The 21,074-nt window shown below is 48.4% G+C and carries 26 protein-coding genes; 5 read left to right on the plus strand and 21 right to left on the minus strand.

Going from position 1 to position 21,074, the window contains the following annotated elements:
* Positions 1 to 50 precede the first annotated feature (50 nt).
* Positions 51 to 284, plus strand: coding sequence for an Lrp/AsnC family transcriptional regulator (locus A1sIIA65_RS04280; protein ID WP_095676339.1), 234 nt, complete (start codon positions 51 to 53; stop codon positions 282 to 284).
* On the opposite strand, the gene A1sIIA65_RS04285 is transcribed toward A1sIIA65_RS04280, so the two are convergent.
* From A1sIIA65_RS04285 to leuC, 6 genes are all read right to left on the minus strand, one after another.
* Positions 281 to 1,324 carry a D-alanine--D-alanine ligase family protein gene (locus A1sIIA65_RS04285; RefSeq protein WP_095676340.1) on the minus strand — a complete coding sequence of 348 codons (1,044 nt, stop codon included), beginning with the start codon at positions 1,322 to 1,324 and terminating at the stop codon, positions 281 to 283. The two genes, A1sIIA65_RS04280 and A1sIIA65_RS04285, sit on opposite strands and share 4 nt — an antisense overlap.
* Positions 1,321 to 2,322 (minus strand): NAD(P)H-dependent glycerol-3-phosphate dehydrogenase, encoded by a 1,002-nt coding sequence (locus A1sIIA65_RS04290; protein ID WP_095676341.1) that lies wholly within the window; start codon positions 2,320 to 2,322, stop codon positions 1,321 to 1,323. The genes A1sIIA65_RS04285 and A1sIIA65_RS04290 overlap by 4 nt, the downstream gene beginning before the upstream one ends.
* Positions 2,319 to 3,098: a lysophospholipid acyltransferase family protein gene (locus tag A1sIIA65_RS04295; RefSeq protein WP_095676342.1), complete on the minus strand. Its 780-nt coding sequence runs from the start codon at positions 3,096 to 3,098 to the stop codon at positions 2,319 to 2,321. Before A1sIIA65_RS04295 ends, A1sIIA65_RS04290 begins: the two co-directional genes overlap by 4 nt.
* 68 nt (positions 3,099 to 3,166) lie before the next feature.
* A complete protein-coding gene (locus A1sIIA65_RS04300) occupies positions 3,167 to 3,625 on the minus strand; it encodes an HU family DNA-binding protein (protein ID WP_095676343.1) in 459 nt (152 codons plus the stop codon).
* Positions 3,626 to 3,853: 228 nt separating this feature from the next.
* The gene (gene leuD / locus A1sIIA65_RS04305; RefSeq protein ID WP_095676853.1) at positions 3,854 to 4,453 is read right to left on the minus strand and encodes a 3-isopropylmalate dehydratase small subunit; all 600 of its coding nucleotides are present in this window, start codon (positions 4,451 to 4,453) and stop codon (positions 3,854 to 3,856) included.
* A 15-nt stretch (positions 4,454 to 4,468) separates the two neighbouring features.
* Complete coding sequence (leuC, locus tag A1sIIA65_RS04310) at positions 4,469 to 5,860, minus strand: 3-isopropylmalate dehydratase large subunit (protein ID WP_095676344.1); 1,392 nt, start codon at positions 5,858 to 5,860, stop codon at positions 4,469 to 4,471.
* Positions 5,861 to 5,927: 67 nt separating this feature from the next.
* Between leuC and A1sIIA65_RS04315 the strand changes: the two genes are divergently transcribed.
* A complete protein-coding gene (locus A1sIIA65_RS04315; protein WP_095676345.1) occupies positions 5,928 to 6,647 on the plus strand; it encodes an IclR family transcriptional regulator in 720 nt (239 codons plus the stop codon).
* A gap of 1 nt (position 6,648) precedes the next feature.
* On the opposite strand, the gene A1sIIA65_RS04320 is transcribed toward A1sIIA65_RS04315, so the two are convergent.
* Both A1sIIA65_RS04320 and recA read right to left on the minus strand, forming a co-directional pair.
* On the minus strand, positions 6,649 to 7,149 hold the full coding sequence (locus tag A1sIIA65_RS04320) for a regulatory protein RecX (protein ID WP_420021972.1): 501 nt from the start codon (positions 7,147 to 7,149) through the stop codon (positions 6,649 to 6,651).
* A gap of 5 nt (positions 7,150 to 7,154) precedes the next feature.
* Positions 7,155 to 8,246: a recombinase RecA gene (gene recA / locus A1sIIA65_RS04325; RefSeq protein WP_095676347.1), complete on the minus strand. Its 1,092-nt coding sequence runs from the start codon at positions 8,244 to 8,246 to the stop codon at positions 7,155 to 7,157.
* Positions 8,247 to 8,437: 191 nt separating this feature from the next.
* Here recA and yaaA point away from each other — a divergent pair, with 191 nt between their 5' ends.
* Positions 8,438 to 8,992 (plus strand): peroxide stress protein YaaA, encoded by a 555-nt coding sequence (yaaA, locus tag A1sIIA65_RS04330; protein ID WP_095676348.1) that lies wholly within the window; start codon positions 8,438 to 8,440, stop codon positions 8,990 to 8,992.
* Position 8,993: 1 nt separating this feature from the next.
* Here yaaA and A1sIIA65_RS04335 read toward each other — a convergent pair whose 3' ends face one another.
* The 12 genes from A1sIIA65_RS04335 to thyX form a co-directional block, all read right to left on the minus strand.
* Positions 8,994 to 9,791 (minus strand): alpha/beta fold hydrolase, encoded by a 798-nt coding sequence (locus A1sIIA65_RS04335; RefSeq protein ID WP_095676349.1) that lies wholly within the window; start codon positions 9,789 to 9,791, stop codon positions 8,994 to 8,996.
* Complete coding sequence (locus A1sIIA65_RS04340) at positions 9,791 to 9,991, minus strand: DUF3046 domain-containing protein (RefSeq protein ID WP_095676350.1); 201 nt, start codon at positions 9,989 to 9,991, stop codon at positions 9,791 to 9,793. The genes A1sIIA65_RS04335 and A1sIIA65_RS04340 overlap by 1 nt, the downstream gene beginning before the upstream one ends.
* A 3-nt stretch (positions 9,992 to 9,994) precedes the next feature.
* Positions 9,995 to 10,498, minus strand: coding sequence for a TetR/AcrR family transcriptional regulator (locus A1sIIA65_RS04345; protein ID WP_095676351.1), 504 nt, complete (start codon positions 10,496 to 10,498; stop codon positions 9,995 to 9,997).
* A gap of 7 nt (positions 10,499 to 10,505) precedes the next feature.
* Positions 10,506 to 10,772 carry a helix-turn-helix domain-containing protein gene (locus A1sIIA65_RS04350; protein WP_095676352.1) on the minus strand — a complete coding sequence of 89 codons (267 nt, stop codon included), beginning with the start codon at positions 10,770 to 10,772 and terminating at the stop codon, positions 10,506 to 10,508.
* 26 nt (positions 10,773 to 10,798) lie between these two features.
* Positions 10,799 to 11,275, minus strand: coding sequence for a CinA family protein (locus A1sIIA65_RS04355; RefSeq protein ID WP_095676353.1), 477 nt, complete (start codon positions 11,273 to 11,275; stop codon positions 10,799 to 10,801).
* A 4-nt stretch (positions 11,276 to 11,279) separates the two neighbouring features.
* The gene (gene pgsA, locus A1sIIA65_RS04360; protein ID WP_095676354.1) at positions 11,280 to 11,822 is read right to left on the minus strand and encodes a CDP-diacylglycerol--glycerol-3-phosphate 3-phosphatidyltransferase; all 543 of its coding nucleotides are present in this window, start codon (positions 11,820 to 11,822) and stop codon (positions 11,280 to 11,282) included.
* Positions 11,819 to 13,201 (minus strand): 30S ribosomal protein S12 methylthiotransferase RimO, encoded by a 1,383-nt coding sequence (gene rimO, locus A1sIIA65_RS04365; RefSeq protein WP_095676355.1) that lies wholly within the window; start codon positions 13,199 to 13,201, stop codon positions 11,819 to 11,821. Before rimO ends, pgsA begins: the two co-directional genes overlap by 4 nt.
* Positions 13,202 to 13,211: 10 nt before the next feature.
* Positions 13,212 to 13,955 (minus strand): helix-turn-helix domain-containing protein, encoded by a 744-nt coding sequence (locus tag A1sIIA65_RS04370; protein ID WP_095676356.1) that lies wholly within the window; start codon positions 13,953 to 13,955, stop codon positions 13,212 to 13,214.
* Positions 13,956 to 14,081: 126 nt separating this feature from the next.
* Positions 14,082 to 16,403, minus strand: a complete 2,322-nt coding sequence (locus tag A1sIIA65_RS04375; RefSeq protein ID WP_190277098.1) for an FtsK/SpoIIIE family DNA translocase — start codon at positions 16,401 to 16,403, stop codon at positions 14,082 to 14,084.
* A 50-nt stretch (positions 16,404 to 16,453) separates the two neighbouring features.
* On the minus strand, positions 16,454 to 18,139 hold the full coding sequence (locus tag A1sIIA65_RS04380; RefSeq protein ID WP_095676357.1) for a ribonuclease J: 1,686 nt from the start codon (positions 18,137 to 18,139) through the stop codon (positions 16,454 to 16,456).
* Positions 18,140 to 18,151: 12 nt separating this feature from the next.
* Positions 18,152 to 19,048 carry a 4-hydroxy-tetrahydrodipicolinate synthase gene (dapA, locus tag A1sIIA65_RS04385; RefSeq protein ID WP_095676358.1) on the minus strand — a complete coding sequence of 299 codons (897 nt, stop codon included), beginning with the start codon at positions 19,046 to 19,048 and terminating at the stop codon, positions 18,152 to 18,154.
* 16 nt (positions 19,049 to 19,064) lie between these two features.
* Positions 19,065 to 19,784, minus strand: a complete 720-nt coding sequence (thyX, locus tag A1sIIA65_RS04390) for an FAD-dependent thymidylate synthase (protein WP_095676359.1) — start codon at positions 19,782 to 19,784, stop codon at positions 19,065 to 19,067.
* Positions 19,785 to 19,844: 60 nt separating this feature from the next.
* Here thyX and A1sIIA65_RS04395 point away from each other — a divergent pair, with 60 nt between their 5' ends.
* On the plus strand, positions 19,845 to 20,513 hold the full coding sequence (locus A1sIIA65_RS04395; RefSeq protein WP_223298508.1) for an AzlC family ABC transporter permease: 669 nt from the start codon (positions 19,845 to 19,847) through the stop codon (positions 20,511 to 20,513).
* On the plus strand, positions 20,510 to 20,815 hold the full coding sequence (locus tag A1sIIA65_RS04400) for an AzlD domain-containing protein (protein ID WP_095676360.1): 306 nt from the start codon (positions 20,510 to 20,512) through the stop codon (positions 20,813 to 20,815). Before A1sIIA65_RS04395 ends, A1sIIA65_RS04400 begins: the two co-directional genes overlap by 4 nt.
* Here A1sIIA65_RS04400 and A1sIIA65_RS04405 read toward each other — a convergent pair.
* A complete protein-coding gene (locus tag A1sIIA65_RS04405; protein ID WP_095676361.1) occupies positions 20,812 to 21,069 on the minus strand; it encodes a glutaredoxin family protein in 258 nt (85 codons plus the stop codon). The genes A1sIIA65_RS04400 and A1sIIA65_RS04405 overlap by 4 nt on opposite strands.
* Positions 21,070 to 21,074 lie beyond the last annotated feature (5 nt).

Raw genomic sequence — 21,074 nt, forward strand, 5'->3', positions numbered from 1 at the left:
CACAAGACTAGGTCATGAGATAGCGTTAGGTCGAAGCGAAAGGAACCCACATGTCAGTACACGCTTACATCTTGATTCAAACAGAAGTCGGCAAGGCATCATCGGTTGCGACTGCAATTAGATCGATCCCTGGAGTCTCACTGGCTGAAGGAGTTACTGGTCCTTACGATGTCATCATGCGCGCTGAGGCACCATCAATGGAAGAGTTCGGTCACACAATCCTGACAAAGGTGCAAGCAGTGCCAGGAATTACTCGCACCTTGACCTGCCCCGTAACTAATTAACGCGCTAACGCACTCTGCAATAGGTGCGTTATTACTTCTGTATAGCCAATACCGCTTGCAGCCCACATCTTTGGATAAGCCGAAGTTCTCGTAAAACCTGGCATGGTGTTGATCTCATTGATAATGATTTCTCCACCCGGCGTTACAAAGAAGTCCACACGCGCTAAGCCCTTTGCTCCTATCGATTTAAATGCAATGAGTGCAAGCTTCTGAATCTTTTCAATAATCTCTGCACTAAATGGTGCAGGGATATCTATCCGGGTTGCACCATCGAGATATTTAGCTTGATAGTCGTAGAACTCATATACAGGATCAATCCACACTTTTCCAGGAGTAGATGCCTGCGCACTGCCATCAATTTCTAGAACGGCACATTCAACCTCTGCCCCATCAATGGCGCTTTCAATCAATACTTTAGAATCAAAAGAGAGCGCCTCTTCCATTGCAGATGCAAAGGCAGCTAACTCTTTAACTTTGACAGTTCCCCGACTGGAACCACCACGGGATGCCTTTACAAATACTGGCATGCCAAGTGGCTTAATTGATTGCATGATTGCCTCAGGATTGCGCTTCCACTCAACTTCGGTGACGGTAACACTTGGAGCAATAGCAATACCTGCTGATGAAAAGAATTTCTTAGCATCTGACTTATCCATCGCCTGCTCAGATGCGACAGCTCCGCTTCCAACATAGGCAATACCGAGCTGATCAAGATCGCTTTGCAGCTGCCCATCTTCTCCATAAGTGCCGTGCAGAACAGGAAAAATCACATCAACTGCAAGCAAGGCGCCGCCAACGCTCATCCCATTTTTTCCTCGAATTACTTCAGGGAAATTCCCGCTCACGGATGGAAGTGTTCCGTTCTCAAGTGATAACGGATAATCAAGCGGCAGAGACATCCACTTTCCTTGAGGTGTGATGCCAATCAGAAATGGTTCATATTCATTGCGATCTATAGCTGAGAGAACGCCAGCTGCGGAGAGACAAGAAATCTCGTGCTCGCTACCAGGGCCACCGCATAAAATTGCTACGCGTCTCATCGAATGAAGTTCTCGCCCTTCGTTGTTATCTCCATCAACTTCTGGAGAGCATCTGCTGGTGACAATTGTTCACTGACAATCTCTGCAACAGCTTCAATGACGGGCACTTCAACGCCCACGCGGTGAGCAATTTCAACAACTGCCTGAGCAGAGGCAACGCCTTCAACAGTCTTTGCCACTTGCTCGCGGGCTTTAGCCATTGATCCGCTGCGTCCTAGAACTTCGCCAAAGGTTCGATTACGTGACAGAGGGGAACCACAACTTGCAACGAGATCTCCCATTCCAGCAAGGCCAGCAGCAGAGAGCGGGTCAGAGCCATGCGCTGCGCACAGTCGCGCCACTTCATTAAGTCCTCGAGTAATCAGCATCGCCTGTGTATTTTCACCAAAGCCCATACCAATGGAGATTCCCACTGCAAGCGCAATCACGCTCTTGATAGCACCTGCGAGTTCGCAACCCATCACATCGATAGATGTGTAAACGCGGTAATACGGAGTGCGGAAAAGATCACGAATGAACTCTGCAAGCTCTGTCGTCGATGCTGCAGCAACTGCACCAGCAGGCTGACGAAGAACAAGCTCATCAGCCAAGTTGGGCCCTGTAATGATGGCAATCTTGTGAGGGCCGAGAACATCCACAATGACCTCTGTCATGCGCATCTGAGAGCTGATTTCAATGCCTTTGAGAGTACTAACTATCGTGCAATCGCTACTGAAATTACCCTTCCACTCCTGCAAAGTGCTGCGTAATTGTTGAGCAGGAATTGCCAGAACATAAATATCAGTGAATTCAAAAGCAGATGCGAGATCTGTTGTTGCGGCAATGGCAGATGGCAGGACATGAGAGCCGAGATACTTGGTATTTGTGTGAGATGAGTTGATTTCATCAATAACTTGTTGGCTTCGACCCCACAGCAGAACATCATTACCGGCATCGCTTAAGACCTGCGCCATGGTGGAACCCCATGCGCCTGCTCCGAATACCGTTACTTTGCTCATGCTCTCTTCTTTTTGAAGTTTCCCGTGCGCGGCAGTTCTGATGTGTGAGGGTCAAAGATTACTTGAGGTCGCTTCTGCCCACGAATTTCTTCCAATAAATCTGTAATTGCCCGCATGATTGCAGCCGTTGCTTCAATCAGCGCCTGTGGGTCATCGCTCTTGCCATACCACTTCGACAAATCCACAGGCTTTCCTGCCCGAATGATGATCGTCTTTCGAGGAAAGAGGCTGAGCTTTTTTGTGTAATTAGGAACAACGAGTTGTGATCCCCATTGAGCAATAGGAATAACAGGGGTATTGGTCAAGAGCGCAAGACGAGCACATCCAGTCTTTGCCACCATCGGCCACATATCAGGATCACGCGTCAGCGTTCCTTCAGGGTAGACACCGAGCATGTGACCTTGCTCGAGAATAATCCTTGCGTGATCAACAGCCTTCTTAGCATCCGAGCTTTCGCGCTCTACTGGAACTTGTCCCGCTGCAAGAATGATCTTTCCAATAATTGGAACTTTAAAGACGCCAGATTTTCCTAAGTAGCGAGGGGCTCGCCCATTGCGATAGAGAAAGTGGGTAAAGACAAGAACATCAAGGTATGACATGTGATTGCTTGCCACAATAACTCGGCCCTGCGCTGGAATATTCTCGGCGCCCTTCCAATCCCTACTCATAAAGAGATTGAAGATTGGGATGATCAGATTTGCGCAGATTTTAAAGGTCAGATTTGTGCCGAGCGGATACCCTCGAGGCGGTTCGTATCGAACTTTGAACTGCGACATGTATGAAATCCTAGCCATAAAAAAACTGGGGCCACACGATGTGCGACCCCAGTTTTAATAAAGAAGATTTAACGCTTCTTTGCTGCCTTCTTAGCTGGCTTACGCTTTGCAGGAGCCTTCTTAGCTGCCTTCTTCTTAGCAGGAGCCTTCTTAGCTGCCTTCTTCTTAGCAGGAGCCTTCTTAGCTGCCTTCTTTGCAACTGGCTTTGGAGCAGCCTTTACCTCTGGCTTTGGTGCTGGACCGAGCTTACGATCGCCAGCAACAATCTCCTTGAGCGCCTTTGCAGGAAGGAAGCGAGCCTTCTTTGAAGCTTTGATCTTGATGGTCTCGCCAGTAAATGGGTTACGTCCCATACGTGCCTTGCGATCGACCTTCTTGAACTTACCGAAATCGTTAATCATGACATCGTTTCCAGCTGACATGTTGCGTGTAATTGTGTCAAAAACGATATCTACAGCGTGTGTAGCTTCTCTCTTGCTGCCGTTGAAGTGTGGGGCCAACGCAGCGATAAACTGGGCCTTATTCATTCAATTCCCCTTAAGTTTACGCGTAAATAATTAAGCTTTTGCCTAACTGCGTAAAACTTAAACCTATTTATAGGGTGAGAGCGTTATTGACGCGTGCGTGTCGCAAGTAAATATTTTGCGAAAACTCCACTATTTATGCGTAAATAACTCTCATTCTTTCATTGAGACTTTTACACATTTCACTCACCCCACAAGAAAAATTAGCGATTTACGCTCACTTTTCTTACCTTAAATGCGGATAGGAAGTGTTGTTGGCTTATACGCAGCGCGCTTGGCCTCAAATACATCGATGGAATCAGTGTGTTTCAAGGTTAATCCGATGTCATCAAGACCTTCCATCAGACGCCAGCGGGTGTAATCATCGAGTTCAAATGGCACGCTGACATCGTTATAGGAAACGGTGCGAGTATCAAGATCCACAGTGATTGCAGTGCTTGGCGCAGCCTCTACAGCCTGCCAGATAGCTTCTACAGCCTCCTGAGGCAAGATGACGGTGAGTAGGCCGCCCTTGAGTGAATTCCCACGGAAGATATCTGCAAAGCGGCTTGAAATCACTGCCTTAAATCCATAGTTCTGCAGCGCCCACACAGCGTGCTCGCGCGATGAACCAGTACCGAACTCAGGACCTGCAACCAGAACTGTGCCGCCCTTGTATTCACCCTTATTCAGAACGAACTCAGGATCGTTGCGCCAAGCTGAGAAGAGACCATCTTCAAAGCCATTACGTGTCACACGCTTTAAGTAGACAGCCGGAATGATCTGGTCGGTATCGACATTGCTGCGACGAAGAGGAACTCCAGTGCCGGTGTGCTTAATGAATTTTTCCATTGTCATATCCCCCTCTTACAAATCTGCCGGTGATGAGAGTGTGCCGCGGATTGCTGTTGCTGCTGCAACCAGTGGGCTAACCAGGTGAGTACGCCCACCCTTACCTTGACGACCTTCGAAGTTTCGATTTGATGTTGATGCAGAACGCTCGCCAACAGCTAACTGATCAGGGTTCATACCAAGACACATAGAGCATCCCGCATTACGCCATTCAGCACCGAAATCTAAGAAGACCTTATCTAGGCCTTCCTTCATCGCTTGCTGGCGAACGCGCTCAGAACCAGGAACTACCAACATGCGTAGCTTGGGAGCAATCTTCTTTCCTTCAATCACAGATGCTGCTGCGCGCAAATCTTCAATACGGCCGTTGGTGCAGGAGCCTAAGAAAACAGTGTCAATAGCTATCTTTTTTAGTGGTGTGCCAGCTGTAAGACCCATATATTCAAGTGCGCGCTCTGCAGCACCACGCTCTTCTGCATCTTTAATATCTGCAGGATTGGGAACGGATGCATTGAGCGGCAAGCCCTGTCCTGGGTTAGTTCCCCATGTAACAAATGGCTCTAGTGTGTTGGCATCAAGTGTGATTTCAACATCAAACTTGGCATCGCTATCGGTAAAGAGAGTCTCCCAATAGCTTTGCGCAGCTGCAAAATCTTCAGGCGCATGTGGCTTACCCAAGATGTAATCAAAGGTCTTTTGATCAGGTGCGATAAGGCCAGCACGAGCACCTGCTTCAATCGACATATTGCAGACAGTCATGCGGCCTTCCATGGAAAGCTCGCGAATTGCTGAACCGCGATATTCGATGATGTAGCCCTGTCCCCCACCTGTGCCGATTTGAGCAATGATGGCAAGGATGATGTCCTTTGCAGTAACGCCAGTCTTGAGAGTTCCTTCAACGTTAATCGCCATAGTCTTGGGACGACTTGATGGAAGGGTCTGTGTTGCAAGTACATGTTCAACTTCAGATGTACCAATACCAAATGCGATTGCGCCAAATGCGCCATGTGTTGATGTATGGGAATCTCCACAGACGATGGTCATGCCAGGTTGAGTAATTCCAAGTTGTGGTCCCACAACGTGCACAACGCCTTGATCAGCATCTCCCAAGGAGTGGATGCGGATACCGAACTCTTTTGCATTATTACGCAAAGTATCGATCTGAAGCTTGGAGACAGGATCTGCAATCGGCTTTAAAATATCAAGGGTGGGAGTATTGTGATCTTCAGTTGCAATCGTTAAATCAGGACGGCGCACCTTGCGACCTGCAAGACGCAATCCATCGAATGCCTGTGCGCTTGTTACTTCGTGCACAAGTTGGAGATCGATGTAGAGAAGATCTGGCTCTCCCTCGGCCTGTCGAACGATGTGGTCATCCCATATCTTCTCGGCTAGCGTCTTACCCATCAGCTGGTGTGCTCCTTTAAAACTTGAATATTTTGCATCTCATTAGATGGGATGCTAATATCACTCCGTGGATAAGAAGAATAGCGGAGTCGGCGTATTAGATAAAGCCGTGGGCATCCTTGCAACGCTGGAATCTGGGCCTCACTCCCTCGCAGAGCTTGTTGCTGCAACGGGAATAGCCCGCCCTACCGCCCATCGCCTTGCTGTTGCCCTTGAATTTCATCGCCTCGTAGCTCGCGATCTCAACGGTCGATTTATCTTAGGTCCTCGCTCTGCCGAACTTGCAGCAGCAGCTGGTGAAGATCGCCTTATTGCAGCTGCAGCCCCTGCACTGGCTGCCCTTCGCGATGCAACAGGTGAATCAGCCCAGCTCTATCGCCGTCAAGGTGATATCCGTATCTGTGTTGCAGTCGCTGAACGTCTCTCAGGTTTGCGTGACTCAGTTCCTGTTGGAGCATCGCTGACAATGCAGGCAGGATCTGCGGCTCAAATTCTTATGGCGTGGGAAGACTCAGAGAAGATTCATCGCGGTTTAAAGAATGCTCGTTACACAGCCGCTCACCTTGCTGCAGATCGTCGCCGTGGTTGGGCGCAATCTGTCGGAGAGCGCGAAGCAGGCGTTACATCTGTTTCAGCACCTGTGCGCGGACCGAATGGAAAAGTTATTGCAGCTGTCTCTATTAGCGGTCCAATTGAACGACTTGGACGTCAACCAGGTCGATTACATGCTGCAGCCGTTGTTGCCACTGCTGAGCGCCTTACAGAGCATTTAAAGCAGGGCAAGTAAGTTAGTTATTGACCAGATCGAGTTCGCGAAGGACTCTTGAAATAATCGTAAAGTTAAATCCTTTTCGCGCAAGTAGCGATTGAATTCGTCTGATCTGAACATCAGGTTCTAGGCGTGACATGGTGTTGTATTTCTTAAAGCCTAAATCAAATGCAACGCGGTATTCAGATTCATCATCAATGCCATCGAGGGCTTCATCGATCTGCTCTTGAGTAACGCCCTTTTGGCGAAGCTCGCCAGCAATGATTCGCTTGGATAATTTCTTATGTGAATGGCGCGATGTTGCCCAGGCAGCAGCGAACTCACGATCGTTAACAAGACCAGTCTCCTGCAGACGAAAGACGACAGCTTGCGCAATATCGTCTTCGACGCCACGGGTTTTCAAGTGAGCGAGGAGCTCGCCCTTACTTTTCGCTCTCGCCACAAGTGCGTTGAGCGCAATTGTGTGAGCTACTTCGTAAGGGTCGGAGCCTTCGCCTCTTTCAACCTTTGCAAATTGCAGTGAAATTAGAAGTCAACCTCTGCTGCAGCTTCATCGATCTCTGCAATCATCTCCGCATCGACCTCAATAGGTACGAAGCTGGCGCGGATCTTAGATTCGATCTCATTGGCAAGATCTGGATTATCGATAAGGAATGCACGTGAATTTTCCTTACCTTGGCCGAGTTGATCAGCTTCATAGGTATACCAAGCGCCAGACTTCTTCACGATTCCAAGCTCAACGCCCATATCGATAAGAGATCCTTCACGAGAGATTCCAACACCGTAGATGATGTCAAACTCTGCCTGCTTAAATGGTGGAGCCATCTTGTTCTTAACAACCTTCACGCGTGTGCGGTTACCAACTGCTTCAGTTCCCTCTTTAAGAGTTTCAATGCGGCGGATATCAAGACGAACTGATGCGTAGAACTTCAGCGCCTTTCCACCTGTTGTTGTCTCAGGTGAACCGAAGAAGACACCAATCTTCTCACGAAGCTGGTTGATAAAGATTGCAGTGGTCTTTGATTGATGCAGCGCGCCAGTGATCTTACGAAGGGCTTGTGACATCAAGCGTGCTTGAAGACCCATATGTGAGTCGCCCATCTCGCCTTCAATTTCAGCGCGAGGAACAAGGGCAGCAACTGAGTCAACAACGACGAGATCGAGAGCACCAGAGCGAATCAACATATCCATAATTTCAAGTGCTTGCTCGCCAGTATCTGGCTGTGAGACAAGAAGAGCATCGATATCAACGCCGAGCTTCTTTGCATACTCTGCATCGAATGCGTGTTCAGCATCGATAAATGCACAGATGCCACCAGCTTTCTGTGCATTAGCAATTGCATGCAGCGTCAGAGTTGTCTTACCTGAAGACTCAGGTCCATAAATTTCAACGATACGACCACGTGGAAGGCCGCCAATACCAAGTGCAATATCGAGTGCGATAGAGCCAGTTGGAATAACTTCGATTACTTGTGCTTGTCGTTCTGACATCTTCATTACTGAGCCCTTACCAAACTGTCGTTCGATTTGAGCTAGTGCGGTATCTAACGCCTTCTGGCGATCAGAGACATTCTTATCTTCAGGCTTTGCTTTTTCTGCAGCCACTGTCTTCTCCATTTCATCTCGAACGTCTGCGAGCGCAGCCGTTGGTATTCGGCCCAGAAGGTACGGAAATTCTCTGCGACGGCCCTGGCGTTATAGAGACGCTGTGGGCGGAAAGCTGAGCACCGCTCTGGTTGAACTTGCTTAGGGTATCCGAACATCTGTTCGAAAGGTAGCAGGAGCCACTGACAAGTAGGGTGTGTCGCATGCTGATCCTGCTTCCCCCTTCCGAGAAGAAGATCCAGACCGATAAACCCACCCCCGCCATGAGCGTCTATGCGGGCGTCCTCTACCAAGCCCTGGATTGGGCCTCGCTCTCCCCTGCTGCGAAAAAGCGCGGTGAGCTAGCCGTAGCCATCATCTCGGCCAAGTACGCAGTTGTTCGCCCATCCCAGCGGATTGAAAGTTATAAAGAGAAGATTGATAACAAGGCGATGCGAGAGCCAGTAGCTGCAGTCCTAGATCCCATTAAGACAGGGCTCATAGTCGATTGCAGGTCCTCTACCTATAAAACTGTCTGGCACGCACCCGTTGATATCACTGTTGAAGTACGCATCTCAACGGTGGTCGATGGCGTTCGCACCGTTGTGACACATATGTCCAAGAAAACTCGCGGTGAAATCACTCGGTGGTTACTGCAGTCCCGCTCAATTCCAAAGACTGCCGAAGATCTCTATGCCATCGTCTCTGAGAAATATCCCTGCGCACTTACTCCATCAGATGGAGTTGAACCGTGGATCTTGGAAGTAATCGCCGTTTAAATCAGGGGCGTGAGAAAGCTGTCTTCTTAATCAAATCAACGGTGAGTTTTGGGTAGTTCCACATAATCACATGGGCACAGTTATCAACAACTATCCATCGTGAATGCCGTGGCGCCACTTCTCGCTCTTGCGCTCTTGGATGTGGAAGCGTTAAATCGTAATCACCAAAGATGATTGAGACTGGAATGCTTTCTGGGATTGATGCATCAAATTTCTGAAAGCGCAGTGCACGCCAGATTGGCATATAGCCCACTGAACGGGCCATCGCAATGACAGAATCTTTGCAGGACTCAAAGGAGAGTTCTCTCCAGAGATGGGTAATCTTCTTATAGCCCATAGCTTTCAATGGTGGCAGATGATAAGCAAGGCGAAGAAAGTGTTGTGAAATCTTTGCAAGGATGCGCGCTAATAAACTCGGTGGCACCTTACCTGTGGGGCCTTCATGCCATAGCCCAGCTGGAGCAAGGGCAGTCACGCTCTTGATGCGATCTGGATAGTGCGCAGCAAGTTCTAGCGCAATCCATCCACCTAGCGAATTACCTGCCACATGGAATTCCTTCACTCCATGATCTTTCTCCAGCGCTGTAACAATTGCGTGAGCAAGTGAGCGTGGATCAAGGCTTTCATCATGAAGGGGCGCACTTCCATGGCCCGGAAGATCAACGGGATAGATCGTAAATGTTGACTCAAGCCCTGCATGCAGCGTCTTCCAGATATTTCCTGCAGAGCCAAGGCCGTGCACGAGCACAAGTGCTGGAAGTCCGGGCGCTCTTGCAATGACTTCAGATGTAACAGGCATTAGTAACGATATTTCTGGGTTTCAGTGGGGCACTGCTTACACACTGCTCGCCAAATTTCATCTGCTTCGCGCCCTGCAGTGAGCGCTTCATTAACTGTCATGGAGCCAAGTTCGCTGATGGCGATATCTTGTGAGAACGATGGCGCCCATGCTTCACCAAATGAGAGCACAAGTCTTTCCCGTAGATCTGAGATGCGCATACGCTAAAAGAGCGTGCGCTCTACAAGGAGTTCAGCTTGTTCGCGAGATTGCTTAGGTGAGATTGGTTGCATGACCTGCCCCAATAACCAACGCATAGCGAGTCCGGTTCCTGCCTCAGATTTCGTTGCCTCATAAATACATGTTGCAAGAACGAGATAGAGCGGATTTTCAGCGTGAGACATGATTGCAATAAGCATTTCAGCATCGTGGATGCGCATGGAAGCAAGTGCGCTATCTGATGAAATCGCCTTTGATAAAGTCTCGAGGGCATCCGCTGGAGTTCCTGAGCGCTGCGCAAGCTCGACTAACTTTTCTACCTCTAAAGTTACGAGAGCTTCAAGAACTGCGTTCTTATCGCGGTAATGGTTATAGAGAGTTGCGCGAGATACTTCAGATGCATCAGCAATATCGATCATTGAAATATGAGAGATACCGTGGAGAGCAATCAGTGATTTGGTGCCTTCGAGAATTGCGCTCTCGGTGCGACGATGAATTCCGCCTTGCAAGGCGTACTTAGGCTGCGTCGACAACGGAGAGCTTTGCGCTTTCACGAGATTTGAGTTCGTGTGTAACGCCAGTCATCACAGATGACAAGGTAAGACCGAGTGCTTCACAGATTGCATTAAGTAACTCTGATGATGCTTCCTTCTGTCCACGTTCTACTTCTGAGAGATAACCCAGTGAGACTCGTGCTTGACGCGCAACATCACGCAACGTGCGAGATTGTGAGGTGCGGGCATCGCGAAGTGTGTGACCAACTGCTTCACGTAATAGCGCCATTGCCTGCCTCCTTTACTTCTTCTGCGTTAGCTAAGGATACGGGCAAAGGTGCCTATCGCGCTGGATATAGCCCCTTCTCGCACGCCATCACGCCCGCCATCGAGGGTGAGTTGAAGGGTCTGGTTCACAGGTCCTGCGATGGCGATCCAGACTGTTCCTTCTCGGATTCCTAAGTAATCGCCAGGGCCAGCAATGCCAGTTGTTGAAATTGCCCAGGTACTTCCAATTTTCTTTCGTGCACCTTCTGCCATCGCTATCGCAACTTCTTCGCTGACAACGGTATACGCCTCAATTGTCGAACGTGGAACTCCAAGGAAATTTACTTTCACATCTGTTGTGTAGGCGATGATGCCACCAAGGAAAACTTCAGATGCGCCAGGAATCCGAGTGAGCTCATGCCCAAGTCCTCCGCCTGTCAGAGATTCTGCAACAGAGACGCTCTCGTTGCGAGAGCGAAGTTTTTCGATAATGGTCCGCGCATGGGCCTGTGTTGGCATAAGCATGAATCTATCGCTTCTTATACCAAGAGCGTAAGTAGTCATATCCTGAAGTAATCGTCAAGATAATTGCGATGCTGATAAATCCATACTTAAACCAGTCAAGCCATGATGGAAGAGGAAGGATAAAGAAACCGACTCCAAAATTCTGCATGAGCGTCTTGAGCTTGCCACCCTTACTTGCAGGAATCACTCCACCTTTAATGACAAATAAACGAAAGAGCGTAATTCCAATTTCACGAGTGAGAATGAGGATTGTTATCCACCATGGAAAGCGATCGAGAATCGACAGAGAAATCATCGCAGCACCGATTAGGGCTTTATCGGCCACCGGATCTAGGAAGGTGCCAAGTGCCGTAATGCGATTTGATTGTCTGGCCCACTTGCCATCGACAATATCGGTCATGCCTAAGGTGAAGAAGATTGCATAAGAAATCAACTGATAGGAAGTGTTATCTCCACCATCGTAGAAAAGTGTGTAAACACCAAAGGGAATAAGAAGGATGCGAGTAACGGTCAGAGTATTGGGAGTGATGAAGGATGGAACTCTCATTGCACTTGCGCAACCAAATCTGCACCCATTGAGTCGATAACCACAGCATCAATATATTGGCCTACTTCAAAATTAGTGCCAATAAAGGTAGTTGTTCCATCGACTTCAGGGCCTTGGTGGGCAGCTCGACCTTCTTGTAGTTCAGCATCCTCAATCAGCACTCGTACTGATTCACCAATGCGAGCCTGGGCGCGAAGTGAAACCATTTCATCTGCAAGGGATGAAAGTGCTTCAACTCTTTCACGAATGACTTCTTCCTCAACTTTATCGCTGAGATCGAGAGCCTCTGTGTTGTCCTCATCCGAGTAACCAAATATGCCAACAGCATCAAGCTTTGCTGCCGTGATGAAATCTGCAAGGTCGTCATAATCAGCTTGCGTCTCCCCCGGAAAACCAACAATAAAATTAGAACGAATTCCTGCCTCAGGAGAGAGTGCGCGAATTTGTGAGATCAGATGAAGGAATTTCTCAGAGTCACCAAAGCGTCGCATGCGACGTAAGACGGTGGGGCTTGTGTGCTGGAAGGAGAGATCAAAGTAGGGCGCGACCTTATCTGTCTCGATCATTGCTTGAAGCAGTGATGGGCGCATTTCAGCTGGCTGTAGATAGGAAAGTCTGACTCTCTCCACGCCTTCGATCTCTGCAAACTCATGAAGGATCTTCTCCATCAATTTGAGATCACCTAAGTCTTTGCCATAGGAAGTTGTGTTTTCACTGACTAAGAAGAGTTCGCTCACGCCATTTTGTGCAAGCCATGCCCCTTCCTGCAAGATTTCAGTCGGACGTCGTGAGATGAATGAGCCTCGGAAATATGGGATTGCACAGAATGAACATCTGCGATCGCAGCCTGATGCAATCTTCAGAGGTGCCCACGGTGCATTTCCTAAGCGCTTACGAAAGAGTGAGCCACCAGCACCCAGGGATGATGCATAACTCTCATCGCGAGCAGCAGCGCGCTCTACCGGTGCAATAGGAAGCAAGGCGCGACGATCACGTGGAACGTGAGGCGTGTGTGCATTACCGCTAACAATTGATTGAAGTCGCACTGAAATATCTTGATAGTCATCAAAGCCTAGGATTGCATCAGCCTCAGGTAGCGCTTCTGCTAACTCTTTTCCATAGCGCTCAGCCATGCATCCCACAGCAACTACTGCGCGAGTTACCCCATGGCCTTTAAGGGAATTAGCTTCAAGGAGGGCATCAACTGAATCTTTCTTTGCTGATTCAATAAATCCACAGGTATTAACCACAGCAACTTCTGCTGATTCAACATCTTCAACAAGTGTCCAGCCATCGGCTGCTAAACGGCCAGCAAGCTCTTCGGAATCTACTTCATTGCGCGCGCACCCCATAGTGACAATAGCGACGGTGCGAGACATGAGGGTGATGCTATCGGAAGGTGCGACGAACCTCTTCATTTTGGCCACCCAATGGAGGCAATTGCTTTCCATTGAGAGTCAGATCAAGTCCTGCTGGGTTACTCAGATAAATACTTACAACATTCTTGCCGGTAAATGATTTCGTTTCGCCTTGAAATAGCGAGCCTTTCTCAGCCGTTTTCCCATCGACAATAATGTGGATATAGGAATTTCCACGGGATGCAACAAGAGTGAGTGAGACTGGACCGCTCTTACTTGTGACTGCAGGAGTAGGCGCTGCACTCTCAGTTGTTGCGGCACTCTGACTTGGCGTCGGTGCTGGTGCTGCACTCTTGCTCGAAGAGACAGTTGGAGCAGGAGCTGGAGAAGAACTTTGATTTGAAGTAACAATCTGCGCAGATGCAATGACGAAGAGAACTGTTACAGAGATTAGAGCTGGAACTTTCCAAGAGATTGTCTTCTTCTCACGGGGTACCTGCATAATGTTATTTTCGACAAGAAGATCTTGCATCGCTCGCTTCTCAGTTGAATGCTGATCGTCGTAGAGATCAAGAAGAATTTGTGGATTCAATCCAATGCGGTTTGCAATATTTCGCAGATGACCACGGGCGTAAGTATCTCCACCGCAGTGCTTAAAATTATTATCTTCCATCTCTGTTAAGAGACCCATACGAATACTGGTTGAATCTGAGAGCGACTCAAGAGTTATGCGCGCGGCTTCGCGAGCATCGCGAATTGTGCTTCCTAGAGTCATGAGTTGCCGCCTTGCTATGGGGAATTACCTGTGGCTAATTCTAACTTTAGACTGATGGGTGATTAATAGGAAGTGTCCCCTATTCGGTTAAATCACCCCTAAATTGCACCCAACAGAAGATGAAATTTAGTAGTCGCGCAGGGTTGCAAGGACTGAATCGAGTTCATCGGGTTTTACCATCACGGTGCGAGCCTTGGAACCTTCTGATGGCCCGACGATTCCACGAGATTCCATCAAATCCATTAAACGTCCAGCCTTTGCAAAACCAACACGAAGTTTGCGTTGCAACATAGATGTTGATCCAAATTGAGTTCCAACAACAAGCTCTACGGCTTGGATCAGAATTTCAAGATCATCACCGATCTCTTTATCAATATTCTTACTGGCTTGAGCTACTTGAGTGACATCATCGCGATATCGCGGAGAAAGTTGCTTCTTCACATGGCTAGTAACAGCTTCAATTTCACGCTCTGACACGTAGGCGCCTTGAATACGGATAGCACGGCTTGCACCCATAGGAATAAAGAGGGCATCACCTTGTCCGATAAGTTTCTCAGCGCCCGGGCTATCGAGAATAACTCGTGAATCGGCCAAGGAAGAAGTTGCAAAAGATAGACGGGAGGGAACATTTGCCTTAATAAGACCGGTCACAACATCTACAGAAGGACGTTGAGTTGCAAGAACTAAGTGAATACCGGCAGAACGAGCAAGCTGAGTGATGCGCACAACTGACTCTTCTACTTCACGTGCTGCAATCATCATCAGATCTGCAAGTTCATCGATGATGACAAGAAGGTATGGATAAGGCTCAACAATACGATCAGAACCAGGAGGTGCAACAACTTTCCCAGCTCGCACAGCCTTATTGAAATCATCGATATGCCTAAACCCAAATGTTGCTAAATCTTCGTAGCGAAGATCCATCTCACGCACTACCCATGTCAGCGCATCTGCCGCCTTCTTTGGATTGGTAATAATTGGAGTAATCAAATGTGGAATACCTTCATAGGCGGTGAGTTCAACACGCTTTGGATCAATCAAAATAAGGCGAACATCATCAGGTGTAGCGCGCATCAAAATCGATGTAATCATCGCGTTAATCATCGAAGATTTACCAGCACCTGTTGCACCTGCAACAAGTAAGTGCGGCATCTTTGCAAGGTTTGCACAGACAAAATTGCCCTCAACGTCTTTGCCAAGTGCGACCAGCATGGGGTGGTGATCTTGGCCTGCAACGCTTGAGCGCATCACATCACCAAGGGCGACGATTTCTCGGTCAGCGTTTGGAATCTCAATTCCGACTGCTGATTTACCCGGAATGGGCGAGAGGATGCGAACTTCACTGCTTGCTACAGCATATGAAATATTCTTTGAAAGAGCGGTAATGCGCTCTACCTTCACAGCATTACCCAGCTCCACCTCATAGCGTGTAACTGTTGGCCCACGCATAAAGCCTGTGACCTGAGCATCAATATCAAATTGTTTAAAGACTTCTGTTAGCGAAGCAACAACGACCTCATTTGCTTTGCTCTTAGCCTTTGCAGCCGGTCCCAATTTAAGGAGATCATGGGAAGGAAGCTCATACTTCACATCACTTGTCAGCAGTAGTTGTTCTGGGCGGCGATCAGATTTAGGAGCTTCCTTAAGTTGTGCCTCCAGTGGAATTCTGGGCACTTCAACGGTGAACTCCTGATCAAATTCTTCTTCATCAATCTCATCATCTGCTTGATTCCACGCCACAACAGGTGATTCAAAGGGCGGTGTATCTGAGATTTCAAAGTCATCCTTGTTACGGGCAGGCTTTTTTGACCAGAGCCAGATAGCAATAACCTTCAGTCGTATACCAACTTTTGATATTGGCGTACCAGTAATGATCAGTAGGCCGAAGAAGAAAATAACAAAGAGAACTGGATATGCCAGCAGTGATGTCATAAGTGCTACGAGAGGTTTTGCTACCCAATATCCAAGTAGCCCTCCCCCATCACGGATCGCAGTTGCACCAGTTGGATTGATTGCACCCAGTGAGCCGTTGAGTAAATGCGTTAGCCCTGTTGCACTCACAAGAAGTGTCAGAGTTCCAACAGTGATGCGACCTGTTGTGTGCTTATCATCTGGTTTTCTAAATAGGCGCACCGCAAAATAGAGAAGGACTAAAGGAGCTAATAGACCGATTCGCCCAAATGCCCCGTAGAAGAAGGAGTACAAATTTCGTCCGACATAGTTATCTGCCTTAAACCATGTTCCTGCAAAGGCTGAGAGAGAGAAGAGGAGAACAAGAAGGGCTGCGCCATCTCTATGGTGCTCAGGATCGAGATCTCGAGCTCCACGTGCAACAAAGCGGATGGATGAACCTAGAGTTTTAGCTAGAAGGCGCCAGAGAGTTGTGAGGGCAGAACCAATTACCTTAAGAAAAGACTTCTTAGTTGTGCGTTTCTTCTTGGTAGCCACACCTTCAATCTTAGGTGGAGGGTATTTTTCAAGCCCGTAGGCGCGCCGACTTAGACCTCAACGACAACGGGAACGATCATCGGACGGCGGCGGTGTTTTTGACCGACCCAACTACCGATAGTTCTACGAACTACTTGTGAAAGTTGATGAGTTCCATTTACTCCATCTGCAACTGCAGCTGTTAGCGCCTTCTCGATTTGTCCTCGAACCTCATCAAAGAGCGCTTCATCTTCATTAAATCCTCGAGCATGAATATCAGGGCCAGCAACAATCTTTCCAGTCTGCGATTCAATAACAACAATGACTGAGATAAATCCTTCTTCTCCCAGAATGCGACGGTCTTTCAGTGATGACTCTGTAATGTCACCAATACTGTGGCCATCGACATAGACAAATCCGCATGGAACAGAGCCAACAACTTCTGCCTCATGGTTAATAAGATCTACAACAATTCCATTTTCGATGATGAATGCATTCTCACGTGGCACACCTGCCTGTATTGCAATCTCAGCATTGGCCTTGAGGTGGCGCCATTCACCATGGACAGGAAGCACATACTTAGGCTTTACGATGTTGTAGCAATAGAGAAGTTCGCCAGCTGCAGCATGACCTGAAACGTGCACCATGGCATTAGCTTTATGGACCACCTTGGCACCAAAGCGTGTGAGTTCGTTGATCACTCTAAAGACAGAGTTCTCATTCCCAGGAATGAGGGAGGAAGCAAGAATCACAGTGTCACCATCGCCCACACGAATCTGATGATCACCATTTGCCATACGTGAGAGTGCAGCCATAGGTTCACCTTGTGAACCAGTACAGATAAGTACTACGCGATCATCATAATTATCGAGCTCTCGTGCATCAAAGAGAATCCCTGATGGCACATTGAGATAGCCCATATCTTGTGCAATCTTCATATTCCGAATCATGGAGCGGCCAATAAATGCCACCCTGCGATCATGTAGAGCCGCGGTATCAATGACTTGCTGAACGCGGTGCACATGAGAAGAGAACGATGCAACGATGACGCGTCGTTTAGTTGATGCAATCACTCTATTGAGCGCTGGCATGATTTCGCGCTCAGAGGGAGTAAATCCAGGAACATCAGCATTCGTTGAATCAACGAGGAAGAGATCCACGCCTTCTTCACCCAAGCGTGCAAAGGTGCGAAGGTCTGTGATGCGACCATCTAGTGGCAACTGATCCATCTTGAAATCACCGGTGTGTAGAACTGTTCCAGCCTTGGTATGAACTGCCACAGCAAGTGCATCAGGGATGGAGTGATTGACTGCAATGAATTCGAGTTCAAAGGGGCCAACATCTTCGCGATTGCCTTCGCGGACTTCATGGGTAAGAGGCGAGATGCGGTGCTCTTTACATTTTGCTGCAATCAAAGCAATAGTCAGCGCTGATCCATAGACAGGAATATCCCCACGTTCGCGCAAGAGATAAGGAACTGCGCCGATATGGTCTTCGTGGCCATGTGTAAGAAATAGTCCAACAACATCATCAAGGCGATCACGGATATAACTAAAGTCAGGAAGGATCAGATCAATTCCTGGTTGATTATCTTCAGGAAAGAGAACACCGCAATCGATAATAAGTAGCTTGCCATTGGTCTCATAGACAGTCATATTGCGACCGATTTCAGAGATTCCACCGAGTGCAACTATGCGCAGTCCCCCATTAGCAAGCTTGCCTGGAGTACCGAGGTTGGGATGGGGATGTTGTGTCATAAAGAGAGTGCGTTAATTCTTTAGCGTGACGCCACCGGCAGTGAGATCTTTACGTAATTGTTCGATCTGTGCTTCGGTTGCATCAACGAGTGGCAGACGTGTTGTTCCTCCGGGTAGCCCCATGAGAGACATCGCTGCCTTGGTCAAAATTGCACCTTGTGTGCGGAATGTGCCGGTGAATACTGGCAAGAGTTGCTGATGAATCTCAAGTGCTTTAGTTGCATCTCCTGCAAACCAAGCATCGAGCATCGCTTTGAGTTGAAGTCCCACTGTGTGGCCACAGACAGAGACAAAGCCCACTGCGCCTACTGAGAGGAAAGGCAAGTTCAAGATGTCATCACCTGAATACACAGGAATACCGCAGCGCTTAATGACCCATGAGGTTGCAGCGATATTTCCCTTTGCATCTTTGAGGGCAACGATGTTCTTTACTGATTCAAAGAGTTTGACGATGGTGTCAGATTCAATTTCAACGCCTGTGCGGCCTGGAATGTCATACATCATGATCGGCAAGTCAGTTACAGCAGCAACTGCGCGAAAGTGCGCCTCAATTCCCGCTTGCGGTGGTTTGTTGTAATACGGAGTAACGACGAGAAGCCCATCTGCACCAGCATCTTGTGAACGCTTTGCTTGCTCCACTGTGTAAGCAGTTTCATTATCGCCAGCACCTGAGAGAACCTGAATCTTTGACCCAACAACTTTCTTCACAACCTTGATGATCTCAAGCTTCTCAGAAGACTTTGTCGTTGGTGCTTCACCTGTTGTGCCATTGACTGCAATACCGTCATGGCCAGTATCAACGAGATGTTGTGCAAGTTTTTCAACGCCAGCCCAGTCAATTGCCCCATCCTTATCGAAGGGGGTCACCATTGCGGTGAGAAGTCGACCGAAAGGCGCTTGCGTACTCATTTGGTCATCTTATCGCTTAAGGCGCGATACGACCAGATTTTTCAAATGCCCCGTATGTAAGAGGCATTAATTTCGCGAATTCGGCTTCCATTTTTTCAGCCACCATCTCAATTTCACGTTGTGGATAGCTAGGAAAATGTGAACCCTCGCGCGCTGTGCGAAGTGATAGGAAATTCATCAATGCGCGCGCATTCATAGTCACATACATAGAAGAGTAGGTAGCAACAGGAAGCACTGCGCGAGCTACTTCACGAGCAACGCCTGCCTCAAGCATCTTCTGATAAGAATCGTAGGCAACGAGGTATGCCTCTTTCATCGCAGCTACTGTGATATCAAATTGCTCTTTCGTTCCATCAACAAATGTATATGCACCGGTTTTGCCAACTTGAATCAATTTACGTTCCTTGGAGGGAATGTAAAAGACTGGCTTGAGTTCGCGATAGCGACCAGATTCTTCGTTATAGGAAGCGATGCGATGGCGCATAAATTCGCGGAATACAAAGATCGGAGCTGAGATAAAGAATGTCATCGAGGTGTGTTCGAACGGTGAGCCATGGCGTTCGCGTGCGAGGTAATTAATCAACCCAGCAGAACGAGCCGGATCCTCACCAATCTCATCCATCGATTGCTCGCCGGCAGTTGATACGCGAGCGGCCCAAATGACATCAGCATCGCTAGCGCTAGCTTTGATGAGTTCGACGGATACATCGTCTCTAAATATTACGGTCTCAGACATGTGCGCACCTTATCTTTCAACCCCCCTCCACCCTTCGGATATCTAGGGCACAATAACCGCGTGTCCAAAGTGAACCGCGCCACCGCAACGCAAAGTCTGAGCGTCTCCTTCACAGTCGGCCTCTATGGAACCGCTTTTGGAGCAGCTTCTATCGCAGCTGGATTCTCAATTCTTCAAACATGCCTGCTCTCACTCCTCACCTTTTCAGGGGCCTCGCAATTTGCGATCGTTGGCGTCATGGGCGCTGGTGGAAGTGCGATTTCAGGAATTGCGACCGCTTCCTTACTCGGTATTCGAAACGGTCTCTATGGATTGCGCATGGCGCCACTTCTTAAAGTCCGTGGAGTAAAGCGCGTCATCGCAGCACAAGTAACCATCGATGAATCAACAGGTGTTGCCATCGGCCAAGAAGATCTAGGTATCAATGCAATGAAGCAGGGCTTTTGGTTAACGGGCTTTGGAGTCTATATATTCTGGAATTTCTTCACATTGCTGGGAGCTCTCGGTGCGCAAGCGATGGGTAATCCTTCTGCATGGGGCCTTGATGCCGCAGTTCCTGCTGCATTTCTTGGACTCGTTTGGCCTCGACTTACAGGAAGATATGAGCGCACACTCGCGGCATCTGCCGTCACTCTGGCAATTGTCTTAAGCCCCATCATTTCTGCGGGTCTTCCGATTATTGCCACAGCATTACTTGCAGTTGCATTCGGTTGGAAGGTGCGCTCATGAACGCGTTGTGGATAGGAGTTCTGGGAACGAGCGCTATCGCATTTACCCTTAAATATCTCGGGCACTCAATTCCCGAAAAGTATTTGACCAACCCTCGCATGCTGAGAATTAACACGCTGATTCCTATTGCACTCTTAAGCGCACTTGTCGGAGTGCAGACAATTACTGAAAAAGGTAAGTGGGTCATTGATCAACGTCTTGCAGGAGTTGCAGTAGCACTGATTGCACTGAGCCTGAAAGCACCGTACTTCGTAGTGGTTATCTCTGCAGCCATTACATCGGCTGCGCTTTATAGACTTTAGATTATCCCAAGGGATGTGAGCTTTGCCTTCAAGTCATTATCTGAAGGTTCAGTCATATGAGTTCCATCAGAGAAGACGAGTACGGGAATTGATTTCGCTCCCCCATTGATCTCTTGCACTTTGGCAGCAGCTGATGGATCGGCTTCTACATCAATGTGATTGACCTGAACATCAAGCTCTTCAAGAAGACGCTTTGAGCGACGGCAATCTCCGCACCAATCAGCGCCATACATTGTGATATCTGCGTGTGCCATTTCAA

This window comes from Candidatus Planktophila dulcis, from assembly GCF_002288225.1.
Lineage (GTDB): Bacteria > Actinomycetota > Actinomycetes > Nanopelagicales > Nanopelagicaceae > Planktophila > Planktophila dulcis.

Excerpts from the sequence above, each read along its gene's own strand:
- leuD (WP_095676853.1), bottom strand. The coding sequence starts at position 4,453 with ATGGAAAAATTCATTAAGCACACCGGCACTGGAGTTCCTCTTCGTCGC.
- pgsA (WP_095676354.1), bottom strand. The coding sequence starts at position 11,822 with ATGAGAGTTCCATCCTTCATCACTCCCAATACTCTGACCGTTACTCGC.
- A1sIIA65_RS04370 (WP_095676356.1), bottom strand. The coding sequence starts at position 13,955 with ATGACTCTAGGAAGCACAATTCGCGATGCTCGCGAAGCCGCGCGCATA.
- A1sIIA65_RS04405 (WP_095676361.1), bottom strand. The coding sequence starts at position 21,069 with ATGGCACACGCAGATATCACAATGTATGGCGCTGATTGGTGCGGAGAT.
- A1sIIA65_RS04335 (WP_095676349.1), bottom strand. The coding sequence starts at position 9,791 with ATGCCTGTTACATCTGAAGTCATTGCAAGAGCGCCCGGACTTCCAGCA.
- A1sIIA65_RS04285 (WP_095676340.1), bottom strand. The coding sequence starts at position 1,324 with ATGAGACGCGTAGCAATTTTATGCGGTGGCCCTGGTAGCGAGCACGAG.
- A1sIIA65_RS04300 (WP_095676343.1), bottom strand. The coding sequence starts at position 3,625 with ATGAATAAGGCCCAGTTTATCGCTGCGTTGGCCCCACACTTCAACGGC.
- dapA (WP_095676358.1), bottom strand. The coding sequence starts at position 19,048 with ATGAGTACGCAAGCGCCTTTCGGTCGACTTCTCACCGCAATGGTGACC.
- A1sIIA65_RS04290 (WP_095676341.1), bottom strand. The coding sequence starts at position 2,322 with ATGAGCAAAGTAACGGTATTCGGAGCAGGCGCATGGGGTTCCACCATG.
- A1sIIA65_RS04355 (WP_095676353.1), bottom strand. The coding sequence starts at position 11,275 with ATGCTTATGCCAACACAGGCCCATGCGCGGACCATTATCGAAAAACTT.
- A1sIIA65_RS04350 (WP_095676352.1), bottom strand. The coding sequence starts at position 10,772 with ATGGCGCTATTACGTGAAGCAGTTGGTCACACACTTCGCGATGCCCGC.
- leuC (WP_095676344.1), bottom strand. The coding sequence starts at position 5,860 with ATGGGTAAGACGCTAGCCGAGAAGATATGGGATGACCACATCGTTCGA.
- rimO (WP_095676355.1), bottom strand. The coding sequence starts at position 13,201 with ATGTCTCGCACCGTCGCTATTGTCACTATGGGGTGCGCGCGCAATGAA.
- yaaA (WP_095676348.1), top strand. The coding sequence starts at position 8,438 with ATGCTGATCCTGCTTCCCCCTTCCGAGAAGAAGATCCAGACCGATAAA.
- A1sIIA65_RS04380 (WP_095676357.1), bottom strand. The coding sequence starts at position 18,139 with ATGACACAACATCCCCATCCCAACCTCGGTACTCCAGGCAAGCTTGCT.
- A1sIIA65_RS04340 (WP_095676350.1), bottom strand. The coding sequence starts at position 9,991 with ATGCGCATCTCAGATCTACGGGAAAGACTTGTGCTCTCATTTGGTGAA.
- A1sIIA65_RS04400 (WP_095676360.1), top strand. The coding sequence starts at position 20,510 with ATGAACGCGTTGTGGATAGGAGTTCTGGGAACGAGCGCTATCGCATTT.
- A1sIIA65_RS04295 (WP_095676342.1), bottom strand. The coding sequence starts at position 3,098 with ATGTCGCAGTTCAAAGTTCGATACGAACCGCCTCGAGGGTATCCGCTC.
- recA (WP_095676347.1), bottom strand. The coding sequence starts at position 8,246 with ATGGAGAAGACAGTGGCTGCAGAAAAAGCAAAGCCTGAAGATAAGAAT.
- A1sIIA65_RS04280 (WP_095676339.1), top strand. The coding sequence starts at position 51 with ATGTCAGTACACGCTTACATCTTGATTCAAACAGAAGTCGGCAAGGCA.
- thyX (WP_095676359.1), bottom strand. The coding sequence starts at position 19,784 with ATGTCTGAGACCGTAATATTTAGAGACGATGTATCCGTCGAACTCATC.